Source organism: Allosalinactinospora lopnorensis (assembly GCF_000981225.1).
Taxonomy (GTDB): Bacteria; Actinomycetota; Actinomycetes; order Streptosporangiales; family Streptosporangiaceae; genus Allosalinactinospora; species Allosalinactinospora lopnorensis.
Genome location: NZ_LAJC01000003.1, coordinates 118929 through 137493 on the forward strand (window position 1 = coordinate 118929; position 18565 = coordinate 137493).

An 18565-nucleotide genomic window follows, 5' to 3' on the forward strand; every position below is an offset into this window, starting at 1 on the left:
CCACGTTCTACGGTGTTCCCGCCCGGTCCTGCCCCTCGGGGCAGGACCGCTGCCCTGAGCCTCATGGGTAGCACAGCGTGAGGACAGAAGTGAACGGAACGGGCGAGGCGGTCTCCACGACCGGATGCGGCCACCGGTGTGCCGGCGGCGAAACGGCTTTTCGCCCCCCTTTGTCAGGGGGTTTCTCTAAAGTGAGGACCTCGGTTCGCATGCGGAGCACCCCTTCTGGTTCCCGACCTGCTCGCGATCACGTGTTGTTCGTGACACGCGATCGGGACGTGTCGCCGATGACAGGGGCGCCCGCCGACTCGGCTCGGTCGGAGGGAACGTGGCCAAGGAGGACCGCGCCGCGGTGATCGCGGCGGAGCAGCGCGCGGTCGACCACGCCTACAACTGCCTAGAACGCAAAATGCAGGAGACGAAACGCCTCAGCGAGAGCCCGGCGGGGGCGAGCGCCAAGGACAACGCGGCCCAGCGGCGGGAGTTTCAGAAGAGGCTGGCGTCCTATGAGGATCTCGGCGGCAAGTCGCTGGTGTTCGCGCGGGTGGACGTCGAGGAGGGCGAAGAGCCCGAGACCTTCTACCTGGGACGAAGAGCCGTCCGGGACGGCGACCGCAACCTCGTCGTGATCGACTGGAGAACCGATACGGCGATCCGGTGGCGCAAGGCCAGTCAGCGGAATCCGGGTGAGGTTCGGCTGCGGCGCCGTCTTCGCTGCCATGCCCACCAGGTCGTGGACTTCTTCGATGAGGTAGCGGCACCCGAGCGCGCGCATCCGGCCGATCCGGAGCCGGGAGCGCGCCCCTCCCCCGTCACGGTCGAGGCGGCCATCGCGAACACCAGAAGGCAGGAATCCGACCACGAGTCGGTCGACCCCTTCTTGCTGGAGGAACTGGCCAGAGTTCGCGACGGGCACATGCGCGACATCGTCGAAACCATCCAGCGTGCCCAACTCGACCTGGTGTCTGATGATCGCCCGGGTGTCCTCATCGTCCAAGGTGGCCCGGGGACCGGTAAGACCGCGATCGGGCTACACCGTGTCAGTTGGCTGCTGGGCAACGAGCGGGTCAACAAGGGGATATCCGCTGACGAGATCCTGGTCGTTGGCCCTCACCAGGGGTTCCTTGATTACGTGAGTCAGGTGCTGCCCATCTTGGACAGCCGCGGAGTGGCCACCGTGCAGCTGCGAAGCCTGTGGCGGGAAGAACCGGCGGGAACCGACACCGATCAGCAGCGGCTGATCAAATCGGATCTGCGGATGGTGCGGGTACTGCACCGAGCCGTGGCCAATAGCGTGCGACCGTACGCGCTCGACCGGTTCACCCACCACGGTCTCTTCGAAACGGTCTTCGAGGGAACGCGGCTGGCGATCTCCAGGGAGGAACTCGGGCGGCTCCTGACGCAGGCACGTGGTTCGAATGGTGCGTTCGATGCCCAACGCAGCCGGTTCGCCGAGGCTTTGACCGATCACCTGATGCGGGAGGCCGTCGGGCTGCGGCCCTCCCGGGAACGCGACAGTCGCCTCCGACGGCGCATCAAAGAGAGCACGGACGTGCGCAGCCTGCTCAACGCGGTGTGGCCGAAGGTGTCCGAGGACGGGATCCTTCGCAGACTCCTCAACGACGCCGAGGAGTTGCACGCGGCCGCGTCGGGGATCCTGACGGACGAGGAGCAGCGGGTCCTGCTCAGGCCCCGGTAGAAGAGGGCACACGGGACCCCTGGACGATCGACGACCTGGTCTGCCTGGAGGAACTGCGCCGGCTGATATCCGGTACCGGCCCCCGGCGGTACCGCCACATCTTGGTGGACGAAGCCCAGGACCTCACTCCTATGCAGGTGCGCTCCCTCGGCTTGCGCTGCCGCACCGGATCCATGACGGTGCTGGGAGACTTGGCCCAATCCACCGGGGTTCACCGCTACAGGGAGTGGTCCGAGGTCGCCGAGCCTCTGGCCGGCCCGGACGGGTGGCACATGGCGGAGCTCACGACGGGATACCGGGTTCCGCGTGAGGTCATGGACTTCGTTGCACCGCTGGCCGCAACCGTCTCCCCGACGACGAGATACCCCTCATCGATACGCCCACCTGACGACGGGTCGGTGCGGTTGGTCTCGACCTCGCCTGATCGGCTGCTCGCCGAGGTCAAGGAGGGCGTGAAAGGACTTCTGGAGGCCGATGAGCAGCCGCGTTCGGTCGCCGTGATCCTGCATGACGACGACGTTCTGCTGCCAGAGGCGAAAGAGCAGTGCACCATGGCGGAGTCGGAAGCGGCTGGGAGCGCCTCGGGGGTCCAGGTCCTTCCGGATTCACAGATCAACGGATTGGAGTTCGACCACGTCGTGGTGGTGGAACCCGCCTCGATCGCCCGAACGCAATCCGCGGGTCTTGGCAGGCTCTACGTCGCTCTGACCCGCTGCACCCAGTCGCTCACCATTGTGCATGCAGAGCCGCTTCCCGCTGAGCTGGCCGACCCTTCTGGTCCACGGACCGGAGAGCCGTCCGGTGAACGGCGCTGCAGCCGGTACCGCATTGACGGCCATCGCTGCGAGAACATGACAGCCGAGCCCGATGGATGGTGCCGGCAGGACGAATGCGGTGGTTATCGAACCGGTACTCCGGTGGATCGACCGGAGCGGCGCAGCGGGTCGGCGTTCTCGGTCCCCATGAACGCCGACCGGCAAGCCCGGCTCACCTTGGCCGATGAGCGGGTAGCCGAGATGAAGATCACTGCCACGGCGTTGAACCAATTTCTCACCCAGCACCAGGGAACCGCCCATGAGGCCGGGATCGAGATTCGCTCCATGCTAGAGGAGTTCCTGCGCGACGGGCGCCACGCGCGTCAGCAGAACGGATTCTGGGTGTTGGATCACGAGGGCTTTCGGCTCGTGCTCAGCCCCGACGCCGATGCGGTGACGGGCTATCGGACGGTGCACCTGGAGCGCAGCTACGCCCAGTGCAAAGCCGGTGTGTCCTCGCGCGTCGGCCGCCGAGGCAGGGCCGCCCGCAGGGCGGCCCTGCGGGAGAGGCCTGCGCCCGGGTGCTCTCTGGTCGACGCCAATGGTGTGCGCGGGATCGATAGCCAGCAGATCTACATCACGGCCCAAACGCACGACACGTTCGAACGGCTGGTGCCGGAAAGCCGAGGGCTCTCCGATACCGAGTTCGATGCGATGGTGAGCCGCTTCCTGTCCGCAGACCTGGAAAACGGCCGCATCCTCACCCAGGAAAGCCTCCCCCACGTCATCGGCGGCGAACTCACCTGGTATCTCTCCCCGGACGGGCGGACCGCCATTTCACTTCGCGCGCGGGCGGGCACGGAGCCACCAGAAGAACCGGTTGATGTCTCCGAGGACGATAACCGGGCAGCTCTTGCGGTAACCGACGCACCAGCGACGACGGACACGGAGCCGATTTTGCCCACTCCGCAGGAGACCAGTGCGGCTGAAACGGACGGTCTTCTCACCTTCCTCGAGGCGGCTGTCCACGGTGATCGGAAGGTCAATGCCCACGAGGCACTGCGCCATACCTTCCTCGCGGCATTGTTCGATGCTGGACAGTCCCCGATCTACTCCGAAATCGTCGACGCCGCCAGCAACGGACCGGCCGGCACCATCCTCTACGAGGTGTTGGGGGAGGGCGGCCACACCTACACACGCATGCGCGAAGGAGTTCTGAGAGCGATGGAGGTCCGACATATCACCAGGATACGGGCCGATCATACCTTCCTCGTGCTCCCGCAGCCCCCGGCCGAACCTTGGGCGACTGACGCGGTCTCTCAAACGTTCGGTGTCTCCGTGATCTGGCGGACCGACCACGGCTGGGAAGGACAGCGGGTCGGCCTTGCTCTGGGTAAGGAAGTCTGAGAAAGCAGCCCGCGACGACGCCGGCGTGGTGCCGCTGACCGCGCTGACACGCGGCCCGGGAACACCCGCCCTCATCGCCCCTCAGTGTCGCCGGCCCCGGTGAGCGCCAGCCTGGTGAGCTCGGTACGCGAGCTGATCCCCAGCTTCTGGAACACCTTGCGCAGGTGGTAGTCGACTGTTCGCGGACTGAGGAACAGCAGGGCGGCGACCTCGCGGTTGGTGGCCCCCTGACTGACCGCGGTGACGATACGCAGCTCCTGGGGTGTGAGGGCCGCCAGTGTGCTCGGCTCCGTCCGGTGGCGCGTATCGCCGGCGGCGCGAAGCTCCCGGTGGGCGCGCTCCGCCCATACCAGAGCCCCGATGCGCTGGAAGGTCTCCAGTGCCGCCGACAGATGCTGACGGGCATCGGCCCGGCGCCGCCGTCTGCGCAGATGCTCACCGAGCAGCAGTTCGGTGTAGGCCCGCTCCATCGGCCAGTTGACCCGCTTGTGCAGGTCGATAGCGGTGCGAAACGCGGCCTCCGCGGCGTCGCCCGCGGCCAGCAGCCCCCGGCACTGCGCGGCCAGCGCGTGCAGCCCTGGTGTGTCCGCCGACTCCACCCAGTACCTGAACCAGGCGAACACCTCGGTGGCCTGCTCGGGCTCGCCCGCGCGAACAGCGGCCTCGACGAGGGCCGGAACCGCGTCGAGCGCTATACCGGGATGTGTCGCGTCGCTGTCACGGTTCAGCGTCCGCAGGTGCCGCAACGCCTCCTGTGCCCGGCCCGCGGCCAGGTCCAGCACCCCGAGTGCCCGGTTGGCGGTGGCGGCCGTATCGACCAGGCCACGCTCGTTCGCCTCGCTCAGCACGTCCGCGGCCAGCCGCCGCGCCTCGTGCTCTCGGCCGCGCAGTGCGGCGATGACGGCGAGCCAGCTTCGGTGGGCACAGGCCGTGTTGGCCTGGCCGGTTTCCGCGGCCAGGCGGTCTCCCTATTCCGCGTAGGCCTCCGCGGCCGCCAACCGGCGAGCTCGTCGGTGACCAGGCTTTCCAGTGCCCATGCCAGGACACCCGCCGCCCCCAGCGCCCTGGCGCGCCGCACCGCCTCGTGGAGCAGACGCGATCCCAGCTCATGGTGGCCTACCACGCGTACCATCCCGCCGGCCCAGCACAGCCGGGCGGGATCGGTGAGCCTTTCGACCGCGGCGAGGTCACCGGCCGCAAGTCCCGGATCCTCCCCCTCGCGTACCCGGCAGGTCGCACGGAACAGGCGAGCCAGTACGTCCTCGGCATCCTCACCCGACAGCGACAGCTCCTCCATCACCCCGGCGATCGCCGTCCACTCCTCCGTCGCGTTCGCGTGGAGGCTGGCTCTGGTGAAGACCAGCAGCAGTCGCACAGCGCGGCACCGGTCGGTTCGCAGAAGATCCGGGAGCCACGGACGCAGCAGTGCCACGGCCTCCGCGGGCGTACCGGACCGCACCTCGATGGAGGCCCGCAGCCCGGCGATCTCCCGGTGGGGAACATCGCCGGGAGAGGGCACGTGTTCGGCCCGGTCCAACAGTGCCGCGGCGCGCGCGGCGTCGCCGTCCTGCCAGCAGGCGTCAGCCGCAGCGACCAGACGCCGCGCCCGGGAGGTCTCCGAAACGGTCAGCTCGGCGGCGCGCGCCAATGTGCTGCCGGCAGCCCCGGGGCCGGCACGCCGCATCGCCCGTTCCGCGGACCGCTCCAGCTCCTCGGCCACCTTCTCGTCCCGGCCCACAGCGGCCCGCCCCAGATGCCAGGCCCTGCGGTCGGCCTCGGCGGGCTCCCCCTGCAGTGCCGCGGCCAGGGCTCGATGCGCTTCGCGCCGCTCGTGAGGCCCCGCGCCGTAGTAGCTCGCCGACCGGATCAACGGGTGCCGATACGTCACGGTCGGCCCGTCCTCGACGATCAGCTCACGCAGCTCGTGCAGAACGGCCGGGCCGGCGGTGACTCCCCGCGCCTCGGCGGCCCGGCTGATGGTCGCCAACGGTGCCGCACCGGCCGCTGCGACCAGCAGCAGCACCTCCTGCGCATCGCGGCCTTGCCGACGCGCCCGTTCCAAGAACGCGCGCTGCAACCCGGCCGCCAGCGGTACCGGTTCGCCGGTGCCACTGGTGCGCCAGGCCGTGCCCGACAGTTCACGGATCGCCAAAGGGTTGCCCCCGGTCGCGCGCAGCAACTCCTCCTGCCCGGCGTCGGACAGCCGGTGCCGGGTGTGCTCCATGATCAGGGCGCGGGCCGACTCCCGGTCCAGCCCGGACAGTGGCACATCCACCAGGTCGGCGGTGTCGGGCGGTCGCCCCTCACCGTCACGTGCCGCCAACGCCAGTACGATCGGCTCGGCCTCCAGCCGGCGGGCCACGAACGCCAGCACCTGCTGTGAGGCCGCATCGCAGGAGTGCGCGTCGTCGACCAGGCACACCACCGGCCGGCTCGCGGCCACCTCCGACAACAGTGACAGGGTCGCCAGCGCCACCAGGAACCGGTCCGGCGCCGGACCCGCAGCTTGCCCGAACACCACACTGAGCGCGCGGGCCTGCGGCTCGGGCAACCGGTCGATGCGGTCGAGGACGGGCAGCAGCAGCCGGTGCAGGGCGGCATAGGTCAGATCGGACTCGGGCTCGACACCCACCGTGCGCAGTACGCCCATCCCCGTCGCGCTCTCCGCGGCGTACTCCAGGAGCGCGGTTTTGCCGATCCCCGGATCGCCGTGCACCACCAGCCCACCACCGCCGCCGGCGGTACGCACGCGCTCCAGCAGGGCGTCGATCACCGACCGCTCCCCGTCCCGGCCGTACAACACACCCCCAGAGTAGAGGCCCGCCAGAACACCCAGGCCTTCACGACGACCGGCGATTTCGCTGATTCCAACCGCCCACCGAAGACCTAACGTCAGGCGGGACGGCGGCGCGGCGGGCACGCTGCGTACGTCCATAGCGATCCGGCCGCCTCGGCCGAGATCCCTTCCCTAGGAGACACGCGATCATGATGAACACAGCGGGGCGTGGCCTCACGGCCGTTCTGCTCCTCCTCGCTGTCCTCTTGTCGGCGACCGCCGGTACCGCCCGGGCGCAGGAGGACCCCACCGCAGGTTCCTCGGACAGGGACCTGGACACCGAATCCGTTACGGCGTTCTTCGACCGCCGAACTCCGGAACTCCTGGAGGAAAAGCAGGTTCCGGGAACCGTGGTCTCCGTGGTCGCCGATGGCCGGCCGCTCATGGCACAGGGATACGGTTACGCCGACCTGGAAGAGCGAAAGCCGGCCGCCCCCGAGGAGTCCGCATTCCTCACGGCCTCGCTCACCAAGACGGTCACGGCGACCGCGATACTGCAACTCGTCGACGCGGGAGACGTTGACCTCCACACCGATGTCAACGATTACCTGCCCGACGATACGGCCCTCGCCGACACCCACCCCGGACAGCCGGTGACGCTGCACCACCTGCTCACCCACTCGGCGGGCCTTGACGACCCCGCCTGGGGAATCGGCACCGATGATCCGGCCGAAGTGCTCTCGCTGCGCGAGTACGTCCGCGAGACCCCAGCCAAGCGGCTCCACCCGCCGGGGCGCTTCACCGCCTACACCAACTACGGCTACGCCCTGGTCGGGCTCGTCGTGGAGGAGGTGAGCGGTCAGCCCTACGAGAAATACGTCCACGAGCACATCCTCGACCCTCTCGGCATGGCCGGTTCCGGGGTCCTCCAGCCCAGTGAGGCGCTCGAGCGCGGATCCGCCCGCCAGTACCACCGGGTCGACGGAGAGGACCGGCGCGCACGCACCGACTACGGACTGAACGCTCCGCCGATGGGCGGCATGTACGCCACCGCCGCGGACTTCGGCCGGTTCATGCTGGCCCACCTGAACGACGGAGAGCTGGACGGTCAGCGCATCCTGTCGCAGGACAGCGCCACCGCCATGCGGGAACGGCAGTTCAGCGCCGCCTCCGGCATGCCCGGCTCCGGATACGGCATGTGGGAGCTCACCGTGGCGGGTCGGACCGTGCTCGCGCACGGTGGCGACAACAACGGCGCACACGCCATCTTCGCCCTGGTACCCGAAGAGAACGTGGGAGTCTTCGTGGCCACGAACGGTGACGGCGATCCGCCCGACCCCGCCGAGGACGTCCCGACGCTGCTGCTCGAGGAGTTCTTCGCCGAGTTCCTGCCCTCACAGGCCGACCCGGCCTCCTCCAGCGCTGAGGCGGCCGATGTGCCAGAGCGGGACTACAGCGGAACCTACCGGACCACATGGGCCAGCCGCAGCGGCCCCGAGTCCCTGTTCTCGCTGCTCGACCACGTGACGGTACGGCAGTCCGGCGACGGCACGCTGGCCATCTCCGGGGCCGGCGCGGGGCAGCACTGGCTTCCGGTGGAGCCGGGAGTGTTCGCCGCCGAGGACGGCTCGGACCGGGTGACCTTCATCGAGGACGACGGTACGGTCACCGGGTTGGGCTTCGACTCCAACGTGACCCAGAACTACCAGCGCGTCGCCTGGCACGCCCACCCCGCCACACACCTCGGTGTGGTGGCCGCCGGGCTGCTCCTCATGGTGAGCATGCTCGGCTGGTCGGCCACGGCGCTGGTGCGCCGGCTGCGAGGACAGCGCTCGCGCCGCTGCCGCGCGGCATCCGGTGCTCGGCTGCTCGCCGGGGCGACCGGGCTGGTGTGCCTGGGCTTCACCGGGATGATGGTCTCCCTGGCGGGACGCGAGGACGTGCTGAACGTCCTGATCGGGGTGCGCTCCCCGCTGCTCGTCGCCCCGTTGACGGTCGCGGCGGCGCTCGCCCTGGGTGTACTGGCCTGCGCCGCGCTGGCCTGGCGGCACGCGTGGTGGGGACTCGCCGGGCGTGTGCACTACTCCCTGGTCACTGTGGGCCTGGTCGCCTTCCTCGGCTTCGCCTACCACCACAACCTCATCTGGACACCGTGACGCACACACCGCACCCTCGGCGGTGGTGATGAGCAGGAGCTTGGCGCCCCAGTGGAAGTAGTGGTGGGAGACGTCGCGGCCATAGGCGGCGCTCTCGCCCACCGTGGCCGTCCAGCGGCGACTCCATGCCGCCGGAGCCGCCGCTGGACGAGGCGTATTTCGCACGGATGCTTGAGGGGATCGCGCGCCGCGGCTACACCCCCGCTAGTCTCCGGCCATCACGGTGAAGGTGAACCCGGCGCTCGTCGGACGGCGCAGCGGAATGTCGCACTTGATCCGGCGCAGCACCTCGTTCCTGCTGAGACCGAGCCCCTGCGCGATGAGCCGCTCCGGGCGCACCGGCACCGGATCCTCGAAGACGACCTCCACCTGGACCGGCCACGCCTCGTCGAGCCATGCCGACTGGATGTCCAGCCGCCAGGCCCCCTCCCAGCCCAGGGTGAAGCGGTTGCGCCGGGCGAGTAGCGGATCCAGCAGCGTGGACGCCACCAGCTCCGGATCGCTGGTGTGGTAGCCGTCGAGCTCGGCCGGATCGAAGGATCTGACCGGCGCTCGCTCGTGCACGGTGAGCTTGCGCGTCCGATCGCAGGATACGCAGCGGACCAGCAGCCACACGTCCAGCAGCTTGCCGTTGGCGTTGACGCGGAACCTGCCCTCGCCGGTGGTGGCCGACTCCGACCGGCAGTCCACGCACCGCAACGACAGCAGAGGCAGCCTGGTCCGAAAAACGACCCAGGGCAGCACAGTATGAGGTTCTGAAGACATGATCTCTCTAGACCTGACACGAGGCCGATTGCGCGCGGCCTCAAACGCTGCATGACCGGGCACACACGGGCAGCCCGGAAGAGCCGACCTGAGGGTCGGCTTGAAGGTGAGCGGAAGAAGGTGTCAGGTCTAAAGAGCAGGCGGGGTCACGCGGTTTGTCCTCTGTCCTCACTGCGACGGGGGCCGCAGGCAACCTACGGGAACGCGGAAGGAAGGCTCAAACGGTTTTCCGGCGGCGGTGGTCCCTGTCGCTAACTCAGGTGCTGTCATGGTGGGGAAGGCCTCTCCTTCCTCGCACTGGCCGTCGTCGACAGGCCCCCGACGGCGCTGATCTCGGTCGGCGCGTGGAAGACCGACGCGACCTGGCTGCCCGCGATCGGGACCCGTCACACATCACCTTTCGCCGGCAGCGTCCGTCAGCGCCGCGAGCCCCTCAACCAACCAGATCGATTTCACCGCAGGTCGTGGCTATATCCGACCGAAACTTCGTCAGTGCTACCGAGACTCCTCGTGGCGAAGGCGATGATGTCGTCGAGGCCCGGCTGGCAGCCATCGCTGGTGGTCACGGTGAAGGTCGGCAAGGCTCCGCGTCAGCACGGGGTGAGGACGCAGAACTCGTTGCCCTCCGGGTCGGCCAGGACCGTCCACGGCACGTCGCCCTGACCCACGTCGACGGGCGTTGCACCGAGAGCCTTAAAGCGCGCGACCAGCTCCGCCTGATGAGCCACAGAAGTGGTGGCGAGGTCGATGCGCACACGGTTCTTCACCGTCTTGGGTTCCGGGACGGCAACGACGTCGAGGCAGACGGCGACGGGGTCCGGATAGACGGAGCCCTCAGGTTCCAGGTTGGTCACGCCGGGTTCCTCGCTGGAAACACTCCAGCCGAGCACCTCCGCCCAGAATCGGCCGAGCGCGGAGTCATCCCGAGCATTCATATGAATTTGAACAAGCCGAGTCGCCACGCCGCCGATCCTATGCCCGCGTGGATCAAGGAACCTGCCCGCATTCACCTGCCGCGGGCGGGTTCGTCCCGCGACAGTGGGAACCCGTTCCAGGCATCCCTGCATCCACCGACAAGCCCTGCCCGGCTGTGGGGCAAGGATCGGGAATCGGTCCGCTACGAGCCAGCCGGCGGCCGAGGTGTGTCGATGGCGCTGAGGGCCAGGCGCTTGTCGAGGTTGAGTTGGATCTCCCCGTACAGGGTCATGTTGGTGTGGAAGACCGGGGTGAGGCCGCGCTGGTCGGCGTCAGTGAGCACGCCCTGCCATTCGGGGGGGACAAGGGGGTCTTGGATCATCTCCCGATCTCGCGGGTAGCGGGCGAGGAAGATCGACCGTTGGGCGCGGCCGCCCTCGAGCATCGCGGCGTGGGCGAGGTGGGTGGTCTCGGAGGTGAATGGGCCGAGAAGTGGGTGGAGTCGGAAGCGACCGCGGTGGCGCCCTCGCCCCACAGCGCAGTGTGGCGGGCGGCGAAGGTGGCGTTGGCGACGGCCTCGCCTCGCCTGCGCTTAATTACGTAGCGTTTATAACGTTAAACAAAAACGTAAATAGCTACAGCAAACGAATAAGAGGACGAAAGAGGGGTGGATTCTGGCTTCCGATAAGTGAACCTTATCGGAAGCCAGGGAGCGCGGTGGGTGTCTTGGGGCGGGCGGGCGAGATGGCCCGGTGCAACGAAACCGGCGTGACGCATTGAAGGTGGCGCACGGGTGTTTCTCCTCGATCCGCAGTGTGATCGAGGGGAGTCCGTGGGAGGGGTTCGGCGTCGCGCCTGATTCCCAGGTGGCTATCCGCCACCGGTATTCATCGCAGGGTGAGCGGGGTCTCGGATTCGACGCGGGTCAGCTTCTCCGGGTTGCGGACGTAGTAGAGGCCGGCGATGCGGGTGTCTTCGACACGGATCGCTAGGACGCCGTCGATCTCGCCGTCCAGGCGTACGACGAGTGCCGGGTTGCCGTTGACCACGGTGGGGGCGACGATAGGCGTGGCTTCGACCTTGCGGGAGCCGCCGGCGATGAAGCGGGCCACCTTCTCGCTCCGATGATCGGCCGCAGCGCGGCCTGCTTGACTCCGCCGCCGTCGCTCACCAGGACGACCTCAGGGGCGAGCACATCAAGCAGGCCCTGCAGGTCCCCGGTTTCGAGCGCGTGCTGGAACGACTCCAGAGCCGCCCGGGTCTCGCTCGGGGAGACCGCCTCGCGCTGCCGGCGGGCGTCGACGTGCTGGCGGGCGCGATGCGCGATCTGGCGGACGGCCGCGGGGCTCTTGCCGACGGCGGCCGCGATCTCGTCGTAGCTGACATCGAAGGCCTCGCGCAGCACGAAGACGGCGCGCTCGGTCGGCGACAGCGTCTCGAGGACGAGCATCAGCGCCATCGACACACTCTCGGCGAGCTCGACGTCCTCGGCCACGTCCGGCGTAGTGAGCAGCGGCTCGGGCAGCCAGGGGCCGACATAGGCCTCCTTGCGGCGCATCATTGTGCGCAGCCGGTTGAGCGACTGCCGGGTCGTGATCCGGACCAGGTAGGCGCGCTGGTCGCGCACCTGCCCCAAGTCGACCTTGACCCACCGCAGCCAGGTTTCCTGGAGGACGTCTTCGGCGTCGGCCGCCGATCCGAGCATCTCGTATGCGACGGTGAAGAGCAGGTTGCGGTGGGAGACGAAAGTCTCGGTCGCCGGGTCAGTGGCGTGGTCGCTCATATCTCGCCCCCTCTCCTTCGCGGCCGGCCCTGGTTGCCGAAGGCCTTCAAGCGTGCATCCACAGCAAGGTCCTTTTCGTTGGTAGCCGTTCGATCTGCCCCACTGGTTTGGTGCGATCGAGAGCGGGACACCACCCGGCGCACGGCTGTGACACGCCAAGTTGACGACGATCCGTTGCTCAGAGGACAGCCGATGAACGCATGCGTGAGGCGGCGCACCGCAACAAGGGCGTCGCCGCACGACACCGGAGCCTTCGAGCACGGTCACACCGAGCTTGGCCACCGAGTGTCGACCCCGCAGCGGTCTCGATGCCGGTCGAACCCGCCCCGACGACCGTCACCGCGAAGTCAGACCACAAGAGCGGTGACGATCTGTAGCGCACCGACATACGAGACCCCGTCTGCTCCGTTGCCGTGCAGAGCGAGGCCGTCGAAATCGCCGCTCAGGTAACCCCCGTGGAGACGCGGTTGCCCGAAAGCCGCCGTCAGGTGTGCGGTCCCTACTACCCGCAATCCCCAGCCCCTCAACGACGCTGTCCTCGGTGAGGGAAGAAACCTCTCTGAGGTACCGGTCGGAGTGCGCCGTCGCATTCGTTTGGGCCATCGGGAAACCTTCGCGGTCGTCGGTCAGGCGGTGAAGGACTCGGGGCCGAAGCGGCCCCACGCGATGAATACCGCAAGAGCGAGATAGATCGAGGTCACCACCACAAACTTGGTGCCGTCGCGGTAGCGCACATGGGTGATTATCGCGCCGACCATCAGCAAGACCCAGCAGACGGCGGTCACCGGCACCAGAACCGGTGCGATGTCGACCACGGCGGGCAGGATCAGGCCAACCGCGGCCAGGAGTTCGAGGACGCCGAGAGTCTTGACGAAGCCGACGCTGGCGTCTGCAGTCCATCCCCCGCCAGCCGCCTTGTCCAGTTTCTCCTTGGGCACGAACGTCTTGCTGATGCCGCCGGCCAGGGCGACTACGGCGAGCAGTCCGGCGGCGATCCACAGTGCGAGGTTCATGAGGTTCTCCTTCGTTTCCAGGGGCTCGACCTCAAGACACCGCGTGATCGATCGTTGTGACAGCGTGTGAGTCAGATCACTCCACAGGCGTGGGCTCGGCATGCGGAGCCCTCACGATCGGAGCCGATGCTCCGGGGATGCGCGCCACTGGGCCCCCAGTTGGTCGCGCTGATCCGCGCGGGCCCCGGCACACGGGTGGCCGAGCCGACGCATCGCGCATTCCAGGGCACACCCAGTGCATCCTCGGTCTGGGGGATATGAAGGCGGGCAGAGAGCGAGGCGGGCGCCGACCGCTCACTCCGCCCGGGAGTAGACCGCCTCGACGACCTGGTAGTCGGTACCGGGCATGATGTTGTCCATCGCCAAGCGCAGCTGCTCCGGGGCACCGGGGTCGACGCGGATCCGCCAGCCCGCGTCCTCGGCATAGGAGCCCTCGACGCTGAGCACGCCGTCTTCGCCGATGGTTCCGCGGCACTCCATCCACTGAGGGCCCTGATGCCACGAGTCGGCCCAGACCGCGACGACCTCCTTCGGCTGCGCGCCGTTGCCGATCACCAGCAGGCCCTCTTGGAGTTCGCCCTCGTAGGCCCAGGTGTAGGCGATGGTGGCGACACCTCCCTTGGCGCCGAGTGAGACCGTCGCGCTTGCCCTCGACTCGCCGTAGGGGTCGTCGGGCATCATGCGTAGCCTGTTCATACCGGTCCAGTCGCCGACGATCCCCCTCAGGCTCTTCCTGACGTCCATACCGCGCTCCTCTTTCTCCGGCTTCTCCAGGGCCGTGCCGGAGTCGGCACCCGCACCACGGCCGTGTCGCCTGGCTTGCGATGCCGCTCATATTGCCAGGCTCCTCTGACAACTCCTCACCGGTGAGAGGCCAGACCGGTTGCGGCGGTGCTCGCGCTCGGCGGGCGCGCTCCCCTCAGTGGTGACCGACGGAGGCGCGTTGATCCTGCTCCTGATGCTCTTGGCCAGCCTCGTCGCCTTCCGCGCCCCCTGGGGCCAGCGCAGGGAAAACCGACGTCCGCACACGCATTGGGGCGGCGCCCCAACTCGGTGGCGAAACTCGCGACACGATCGTGCGGGCCGCGACCGGCCGCACCACCGACAGCGGCTTGGACGGCATATCGACGCGGACTGGCGCGGCGGCGGAAGCCTGATCCGCTGCTTCCCGACTCGGCGTGCCCTGCTTTTGACCGAGAGGTCAGAGGGCACCGACCAGTACGTTGGCATCGTGCTCTGCGCTCGTCACCACCTGGTAGGAGAGGCCCGCAGTGACGAACGCCGCCCTGGCCGCCTCGACCTGCCCTTCTGCCACCTCCACCAGCAGGCGGCCCCTCGGGGCCAGCCATTCATGGGCCCCGGCGGTGAGCCGACGCAGGATGTCCAGCCCGTCGGCTCCCCCGTCCAGGGCCTGTCGGGGCTCGTGCAAGCGTGCCTCGGGTGGTAGCAGCGCGATCCGATGGGTGGGGACGTAGGGGACGTTGGCGACCAGTACGTCCACATGTTCGCGTAGTTCATCGGGGATCGGGGCGTACAGGTCCCCTTGGTGGACCGCATGGCCGGGCAGGTTGCGTCGGGCACAGGCCACGCTGGCCGCGTCGATATCGGCCGCGTGCAGGGTCAGGTTCGGCTGGGTGGCCGCCAGCACCGCGCCCAGGGCGCCCGAGCCGCAGCACACGTCGACGGCGATCGCACCGGGGCGCAGTAGGGCGGCGGCTCGGTGAACCAGGAACTCGGTGCGTGGCCGGGGAACGAACACGCCCGGGTCCACGGTAAGGCGCAGTCCGCAGAACCATGCCCAGCCCAGGACATGCTCGAGGGGATATCCGGAGCAGCGCTGCCGGATCATCGAGGTCGATTCCTCGGGAGTGCGTGCGGTTGCGGTGATCAGGTCCGCCTCCTGCTCGGCGAACACGCAGCCGGCGGAGCGAAGACGCGAAACCGCAACAGCCAACTCAGAAGTCGATGAGGATGAGGGCGCCACGCAAGCCTTTCGCAAGCTCGGGAGCGCTCCGGCTACGACGGGACCGTGTGTCCTCCGGGTGGGAACGCCCCTACTGCAACAGCGGTAATCGCTCTCACCTCCTCTAATGAGTCCTACGGCGGACAGCTAGCATAACCCATCGAAGTACGAGGATGGGATGACTCCAGAAGGTCCTCGCCGCCTTGGCGCGTGAGGCGCCCGAGCCGCCACCCGCGTCGCTGAGGGGTCCATGCCCCCGCCGGTCACGGCGGTGAGATCCGGGTCTGCAAGACTCACCCGCCTACCCTCTTGTTTTTGTGGTCGTGAGCTGGGAGACGGATCCTGATGTCTGCATGGATGGCCGAGGCGCCCTGGTGGATGATCGCCGCGGCGGCGCTGCTCGTGGTCGCACTGGCGGTGGGGACGTTGCGCGCGGCGCTGAAGCGCCGGCGCTCGGCCCGCAGTGGGCTGCACGGGGGCTACCTGGTGGCCACGGCGCTGATCGCCGCGGCGGCGCTGGTGCTGATCACGATCGCCTTCACCATGAGCTACGCGGCGCTGTACGCATCGGCGACCTGGCTGGCCGACACCCAGCTGACCGCGATCAACGGCGGGGACCTGCGGTTCCTGTTCCCCATCGGCATTGATGCGGTCATCGTCTACTTCCTGGCGATGGACCTGGTCATGGAGTGGCAGGGACGCCGCCACCCGCTGAACCGGTGGGCCGCCTACAGCCTCTCGGCCATCACCATCATCCTCAACGTCTCCCAGGGCGAGGGCACCACCGCCTCCTACCTGGGCCACGCCGGCCCGCCGGTGGTCATCATCCTCATCGCCGAGGGCGTGGCCGCCTGGGTGCGCCACCTGGCCGGGCTGGCCCACGGCACCGCCACCGACCGCATCCCGGCCGGCCGCTGGCTGGCCCACCCGCTGTCCACACTCAAGGTGGCCCGGCTCATGCTGGGCTCGGCCATCACCTCCTACCCTGATGCGCTGGAACGCGAGCAGCAGCGCCAGCTGGCCTATGCGATGCTGCGCGAGCAGTACGGGCGTACCTGGCGGCGCTCCACCCCCCGCCACCTGAAATGGATGCTGGACAACGGCTACGACCTGACCACCGCCTTTGCGATCATCCGGGCGATGACCGCCCAACGGGTGGCGATGACCGCCGCCGAAGCCCGCACCCTCACCGGCGCCCCCGCCCCGCTCTCCCCCACCGGCCTTGCGGAGTGGCCGGCCGCGGCCACCGCCAACGGCCGCGGCCAATCCCCGCCGCCCCGTGACCCGGCTCCCGGTCCCGCGGCGTCGCCGCCCGATGACCATCGTGGCCAGGCCGTCCTCGAAGACCTCGGGCGGGAGGACGCCAGGCCGGCCGATGAGGACCGCACCGATCAGGGCAAGGCCGACGAGGCCGAGGAGTCCACGACCGTGACCGGTGAGAACCGTACGCCGCGCCCGGCGAGCCGCCTGTCGGCCGAGGAGAAGCGCCAGCGCGTGCGGGAGCTGCTCAGCTCCATCCCCGACATCACCGACAAGGAGATCGCCGGGGAGCTCGGCGTGGTGCCGCGCACCGCCCGCCGCTACCGCAACGAGGCCCTCAGCCTCTCCCGGGAGGACGAGGACTACCTCCTCGAGGAATCGGCCGACGGCCAGGCCCGCCTGGTGCGCGCCGGCCACACCGCGCAGTGACCCTTCCTGCCGTACGACCACCCTGCTGAGCTGCCTGCCCCGGCGGCCCGCAGGCAGCCTCACTCGTGCGCGCCGGCGGTGAAGGGCCGGTGGCCGACCTCGGTTGCGGCCCGGGCCGGGTGACGGCGTACCTGGACTCGCTGGGCGTTGCCGTTTTCGGCCTCGACCTGTCGCCGGCGATGGTCGCACTGGCCCGGCGGGCGTACCCGGGCCCGCGGTTCGACGAGGGGTCGATGGGCGCCCTGAAGATGGCCGACGGTGCTCTCGGCGGTGCCGTGGCCTGGTACTCCATCATCCACACTCCGCCGGAGCGGTTGCCCGCGGTGTTCGGCGAGTTTTCCGGGTGCTGGCACCAGGCGGCCATGTGCTGCTCGCCTTCCAGGTCGGTGGGGAGCCCATGCGCCTGGCGGAGGCGTTCGGCCACACGGTGACGCGCGACTTCTACCGGTACTCCCCCGAGCGTGTCGCCGAGCTACTGAGCCGGGCCGGACTCGCCGTGCTCGCCCGGCTGCTGCGCGAACCTGAGGAGAGCGAGCGGACCCGGCAGGCCTACCTCCTGGCCCGGACCGGGAGAGCCGTAGCCGCCGAACAGCACACGCCTACGCTCGGTGGGAGCGGGCCCGTGGCCACCGGCCAGGGGCAGCACTTCGAAGGGGAGTTGGGAGAGCATGGGCCGTTCCTATGTGGTGACGGGCGCGGGACGCGGTGTCGGCCGGGCCGTGGTCGAGCGGCTGCTGACCGACGGCGGCACCGTGGTCGCCATCGAGTTCGACGCGCAGGCGCTGGCCTGGGCCGCGGCCCATCCGGCCCGAGACCGCCTGCGCACCGTCGCCGGTGACGCCCACGAGGAGTCCGTCGCCGAACGGGCGGCCGGCCTGGCCCAGGAGGGCCGGGCCCCTGGCCGGCTGGGTGAACAACGCCGCGGTGTTCCGCGACGCCGCCCTCCACTCCGCCGCTCCGCAGGAGGTGCTCGACCTGGTCGCGTTGAATCTTGCCCCCGTTGTCACCGGCTACTCGGTCGCGGTCCGCCGCTTCCTGGCGGAGGGCACCGGCGGGGCGATCGTCAATATCTCCTCCCACCAGGCCCAGCGCCCGGTTCCCGGCTGCCTTCCCTATGCCACCGCGAAGGCCGCCGTTGAAGGACTGACCCGCGCACTGGCCGTGGACTACGGGCCGGAAGGCATCCGCACCAACGCTCTCGCGCTGGGCTCGATCACCACCGAGCGCTACGAGGCGCTTCTCAGCGAGCAGGGGCCCGAGCAGGCCGCACGGACCGAACACGAGATGGGCCTGCTGCACCCGCTGGGCCGGGTGGGGCGGCCGGAGGAGGTCGCGGCCGATCGGTGCTGGCACGTGATCCCGAGGCGCACACGGGAGGCCCGGACTCCCCGCGGTGACCGCTCCTCTTGTACCCGGCCGGGGCCGGCGGTGCTTGCGGAGGGGCACCAGACCCGTCGCGGACCCGCTGCTGGAACTGCCGGTGCTGGCCCTGCTCAGCCAGCTCGTGCGTGCCCCGCACTGTTCCCAGGCTCCGCCTACCTTCACCGGGAGGCCGCCCGCCGCGCGGGCGTGCCCGGCGGGGTCGCGGCGCCCCCTTACGGTTCCTGTTCGCCGGCAATTTCGAAAAACAGCCCCGAATACCCG

General features: G+C 69.1%; 14 protein-coding genes and 5 pseudogenes. 7 read left to right on the forward strand and 12 right to left on the reverse strand.

Features of this window, described 5'->3' with window-relative positions:
* The first annotated feature begins 328 nt into the window (after positions 1–328).
* Together VS93_RS26595 and VS93_RS26600 are read left to right on the forward strand one after the other, a co-directional pair.
* Positions 329–1699, forward strand: a complete 1371-nt coding sequence (locus tag VS93_RS26595; protein ID WP_052745462.1) for a helicase domain-containing protein — start codon at positions 329–331, stop codon at positions 1697–1699.
* A 104-nt stretch (positions 1700–1803) separates the two neighbouring features.
* On the forward strand, positions 1804–3861 hold the full coding sequence (locus tag VS93_RS26600; RefSeq protein ID WP_162231626.1) for a helicase domain-containing protein: 2058 nt from the start codon (positions 1804–1806) through the stop codon (positions 3859–3861).
* A gap of 71 nt (positions 3862–3932) precedes the next feature.
* Here the strand turns inward: VS93_RS26600 and VS93_RS26605 are convergent, their stop codons facing one another.
* Together VS93_RS26605 and VS93_RS02300 are read right to left on the reverse strand one after the other, a co-directional pair.
* The gene (locus VS93_RS26605) at positions 3933–4709 is read right to left on the reverse strand and encodes a helix-turn-helix transcriptional regulator (protein ID WP_052745464.1); all 777 of its coding nucleotides are present in this window, start codon (positions 4707–4709) and stop codon (positions 3933–3935) included.
* The gene (locus VS93_RS02300) at positions 4703–6796 is read right to left on the reverse strand and encodes an AAA family ATPase (RefSeq protein ID WP_082126560.1); all 2094 of its coding nucleotides are present in this window, start codon (positions 6794–6796) and stop codon (positions 4703–4705) included. Before VS93_RS02300 ends, VS93_RS26605 begins: the two co-directional genes overlap by 7 nt.
* Positions 6797–6846: 50 nt before the next feature.
* Between VS93_RS02300 and VS93_RS02305 the strand changes: the two genes are divergently transcribed.
* The gene (locus VS93_RS02305) at positions 6847–8793 is read left to right on the forward strand and encodes a serine hydrolase domain-containing protein (protein ID WP_046468358.1); all 1947 of its coding nucleotides are present in this window, start codon (positions 6847–6849) and stop codon (positions 8791–8793) included.
* Here the strand turns inward: VS93_RS02305 and VS93_RS33660 are convergent.
* The 9 genes and pseudogenes from VS93_RS33660 to VS93_RS02345 all read right to left on the reverse strand — a co-directional run.
* Positions 8794–8895: pseudogene (locus tag VS93_RS33660) on the reverse strand (IS982 family transposase); the annotation flags it as partial. It abuts the gene before it with no gap.
* Positions 8896–8997: 102 nt separating this feature from the next.
* Complete coding sequence (locus VS93_RS02310; protein WP_046468359.1) at positions 8998–9558, reverse strand: DUF1062 domain-containing protein; 561 nt, start codon at positions 9556–9558, stop codon at positions 8998–9000.
* A 452-nt stretch (positions 9559–10010) separates the two neighbouring features.
* On the reverse strand, positions 10011–10139 hold the full coding sequence (locus VS93_RS32405; protein WP_269082789.1) for a hypothetical protein: 129 nt from the start codon (positions 10137–10139) through the stop codon (positions 10011–10013).
* Positions 10140–10154: 15 nt separating this feature from the next.
* Positions 10155–10493, reverse strand: a pseudogene (locus tag VS93_RS02315) (VOC family protein); the annotation flags it as partial.
* Between the two features lie 182 nt (positions 10494–10675).
* Positions 10676–10855, reverse strand: a complete 180-nt coding sequence (locus tag VS93_RS30190) for a hypothetical protein (protein WP_201776528.1) — start codon at positions 10853–10855, stop codon at positions 10676–10678.
* Between the two features lie 505 nt (positions 10856–11360).
* Positions 11361–12256, reverse strand: a pseudogene (locus tag VS93_RS02330) (RNA polymerase sigma-70 factor).
* 626 nt (positions 12257–12882) lie between these two features.
* Positions 12883–13269, reverse strand: a complete 387-nt coding sequence (locus VS93_RS02335) for a DoxX family protein (protein ID WP_046468362.1) — start codon at positions 13267–13269, stop codon at positions 12883–12885.
* Positions 13270–13563: 294 nt separating this feature from the next.
* On the reverse strand, positions 13564–14013 hold the full coding sequence (locus VS93_RS02340) for a DUF1579 family protein (protein ID WP_046468363.1): 450 nt from the start codon (positions 14011–14013) through the stop codon (positions 13564–13566).
* A gap of 457 nt (positions 14014–14470) precedes the next feature.
* Positions 14471–15223, reverse strand: a complete 753-nt coding sequence (locus VS93_RS02345) for a putative protein N(5)-glutamine methyltransferase (protein ID WP_236700290.1) — start codon at positions 15221–15223, stop codon at positions 14471–14473.
* A 354-nt stretch (positions 15224–15577) separates the two neighbouring features.
* Here VS93_RS02345 and VS93_RS02350 point away from each other — a divergent pair, with 354 nt between their 5' ends.
* Both VS93_RS02350 and VS93_RS02355 read left to right on the forward strand, forming a co-directional pair.
* Entirely contained in the window at positions 15578–16921 is a 1344-nt protein-coding gene (locus VS93_RS02350; RefSeq protein WP_082126562.1) for a DUF2637 domain-containing protein, read from the forward strand.
* 89 nt (positions 16922–17010) lie between these two features.
* Positions 17011–17352, forward strand: a complete 342-nt coding sequence (locus VS93_RS02355; protein ID WP_052745466.1) for a class I SAM-dependent methyltransferase — start codon at positions 17011–17013, stop codon at positions 17350–17352.
* A 41-nt stretch (positions 17353–17393) separates the two neighbouring features.
* Here the strand turns inward: VS93_RS02355 and VS93_RS29635 are convergent, their stop codons facing one another.
* On the reverse strand, positions 17394–17591 hold the full coding sequence (locus tag VS93_RS29635) for a hypothetical protein (RefSeq protein WP_052745467.1): 198 nt from the start codon (positions 17589–17591) through the stop codon (positions 17394–17396).
* Between VS93_RS29635 and VS93_RS33180 the strand changes: the two are divergent.
* Positions 17590–17742 (forward strand): annotated as a pseudogene (locus tag VS93_RS33180) (SDR family NAD(P)-dependent oxidoreductase); the annotation flags it as partial. The gene VS93_RS29635 and the pseudogene VS93_RS33180 sit on opposite strands and share 2 nt — an antisense overlap.
* A 103-nt stretch (positions 17743–17845) precedes the next feature.
* Positions 17846–18199, forward strand: a pseudogene (locus VS93_RS33185) (SDR family NAD(P)-dependent oxidoreductase); the annotation flags it as partial.
* Between the last annotated feature and the right edge of the window lie 366 nt (positions 18200–18565).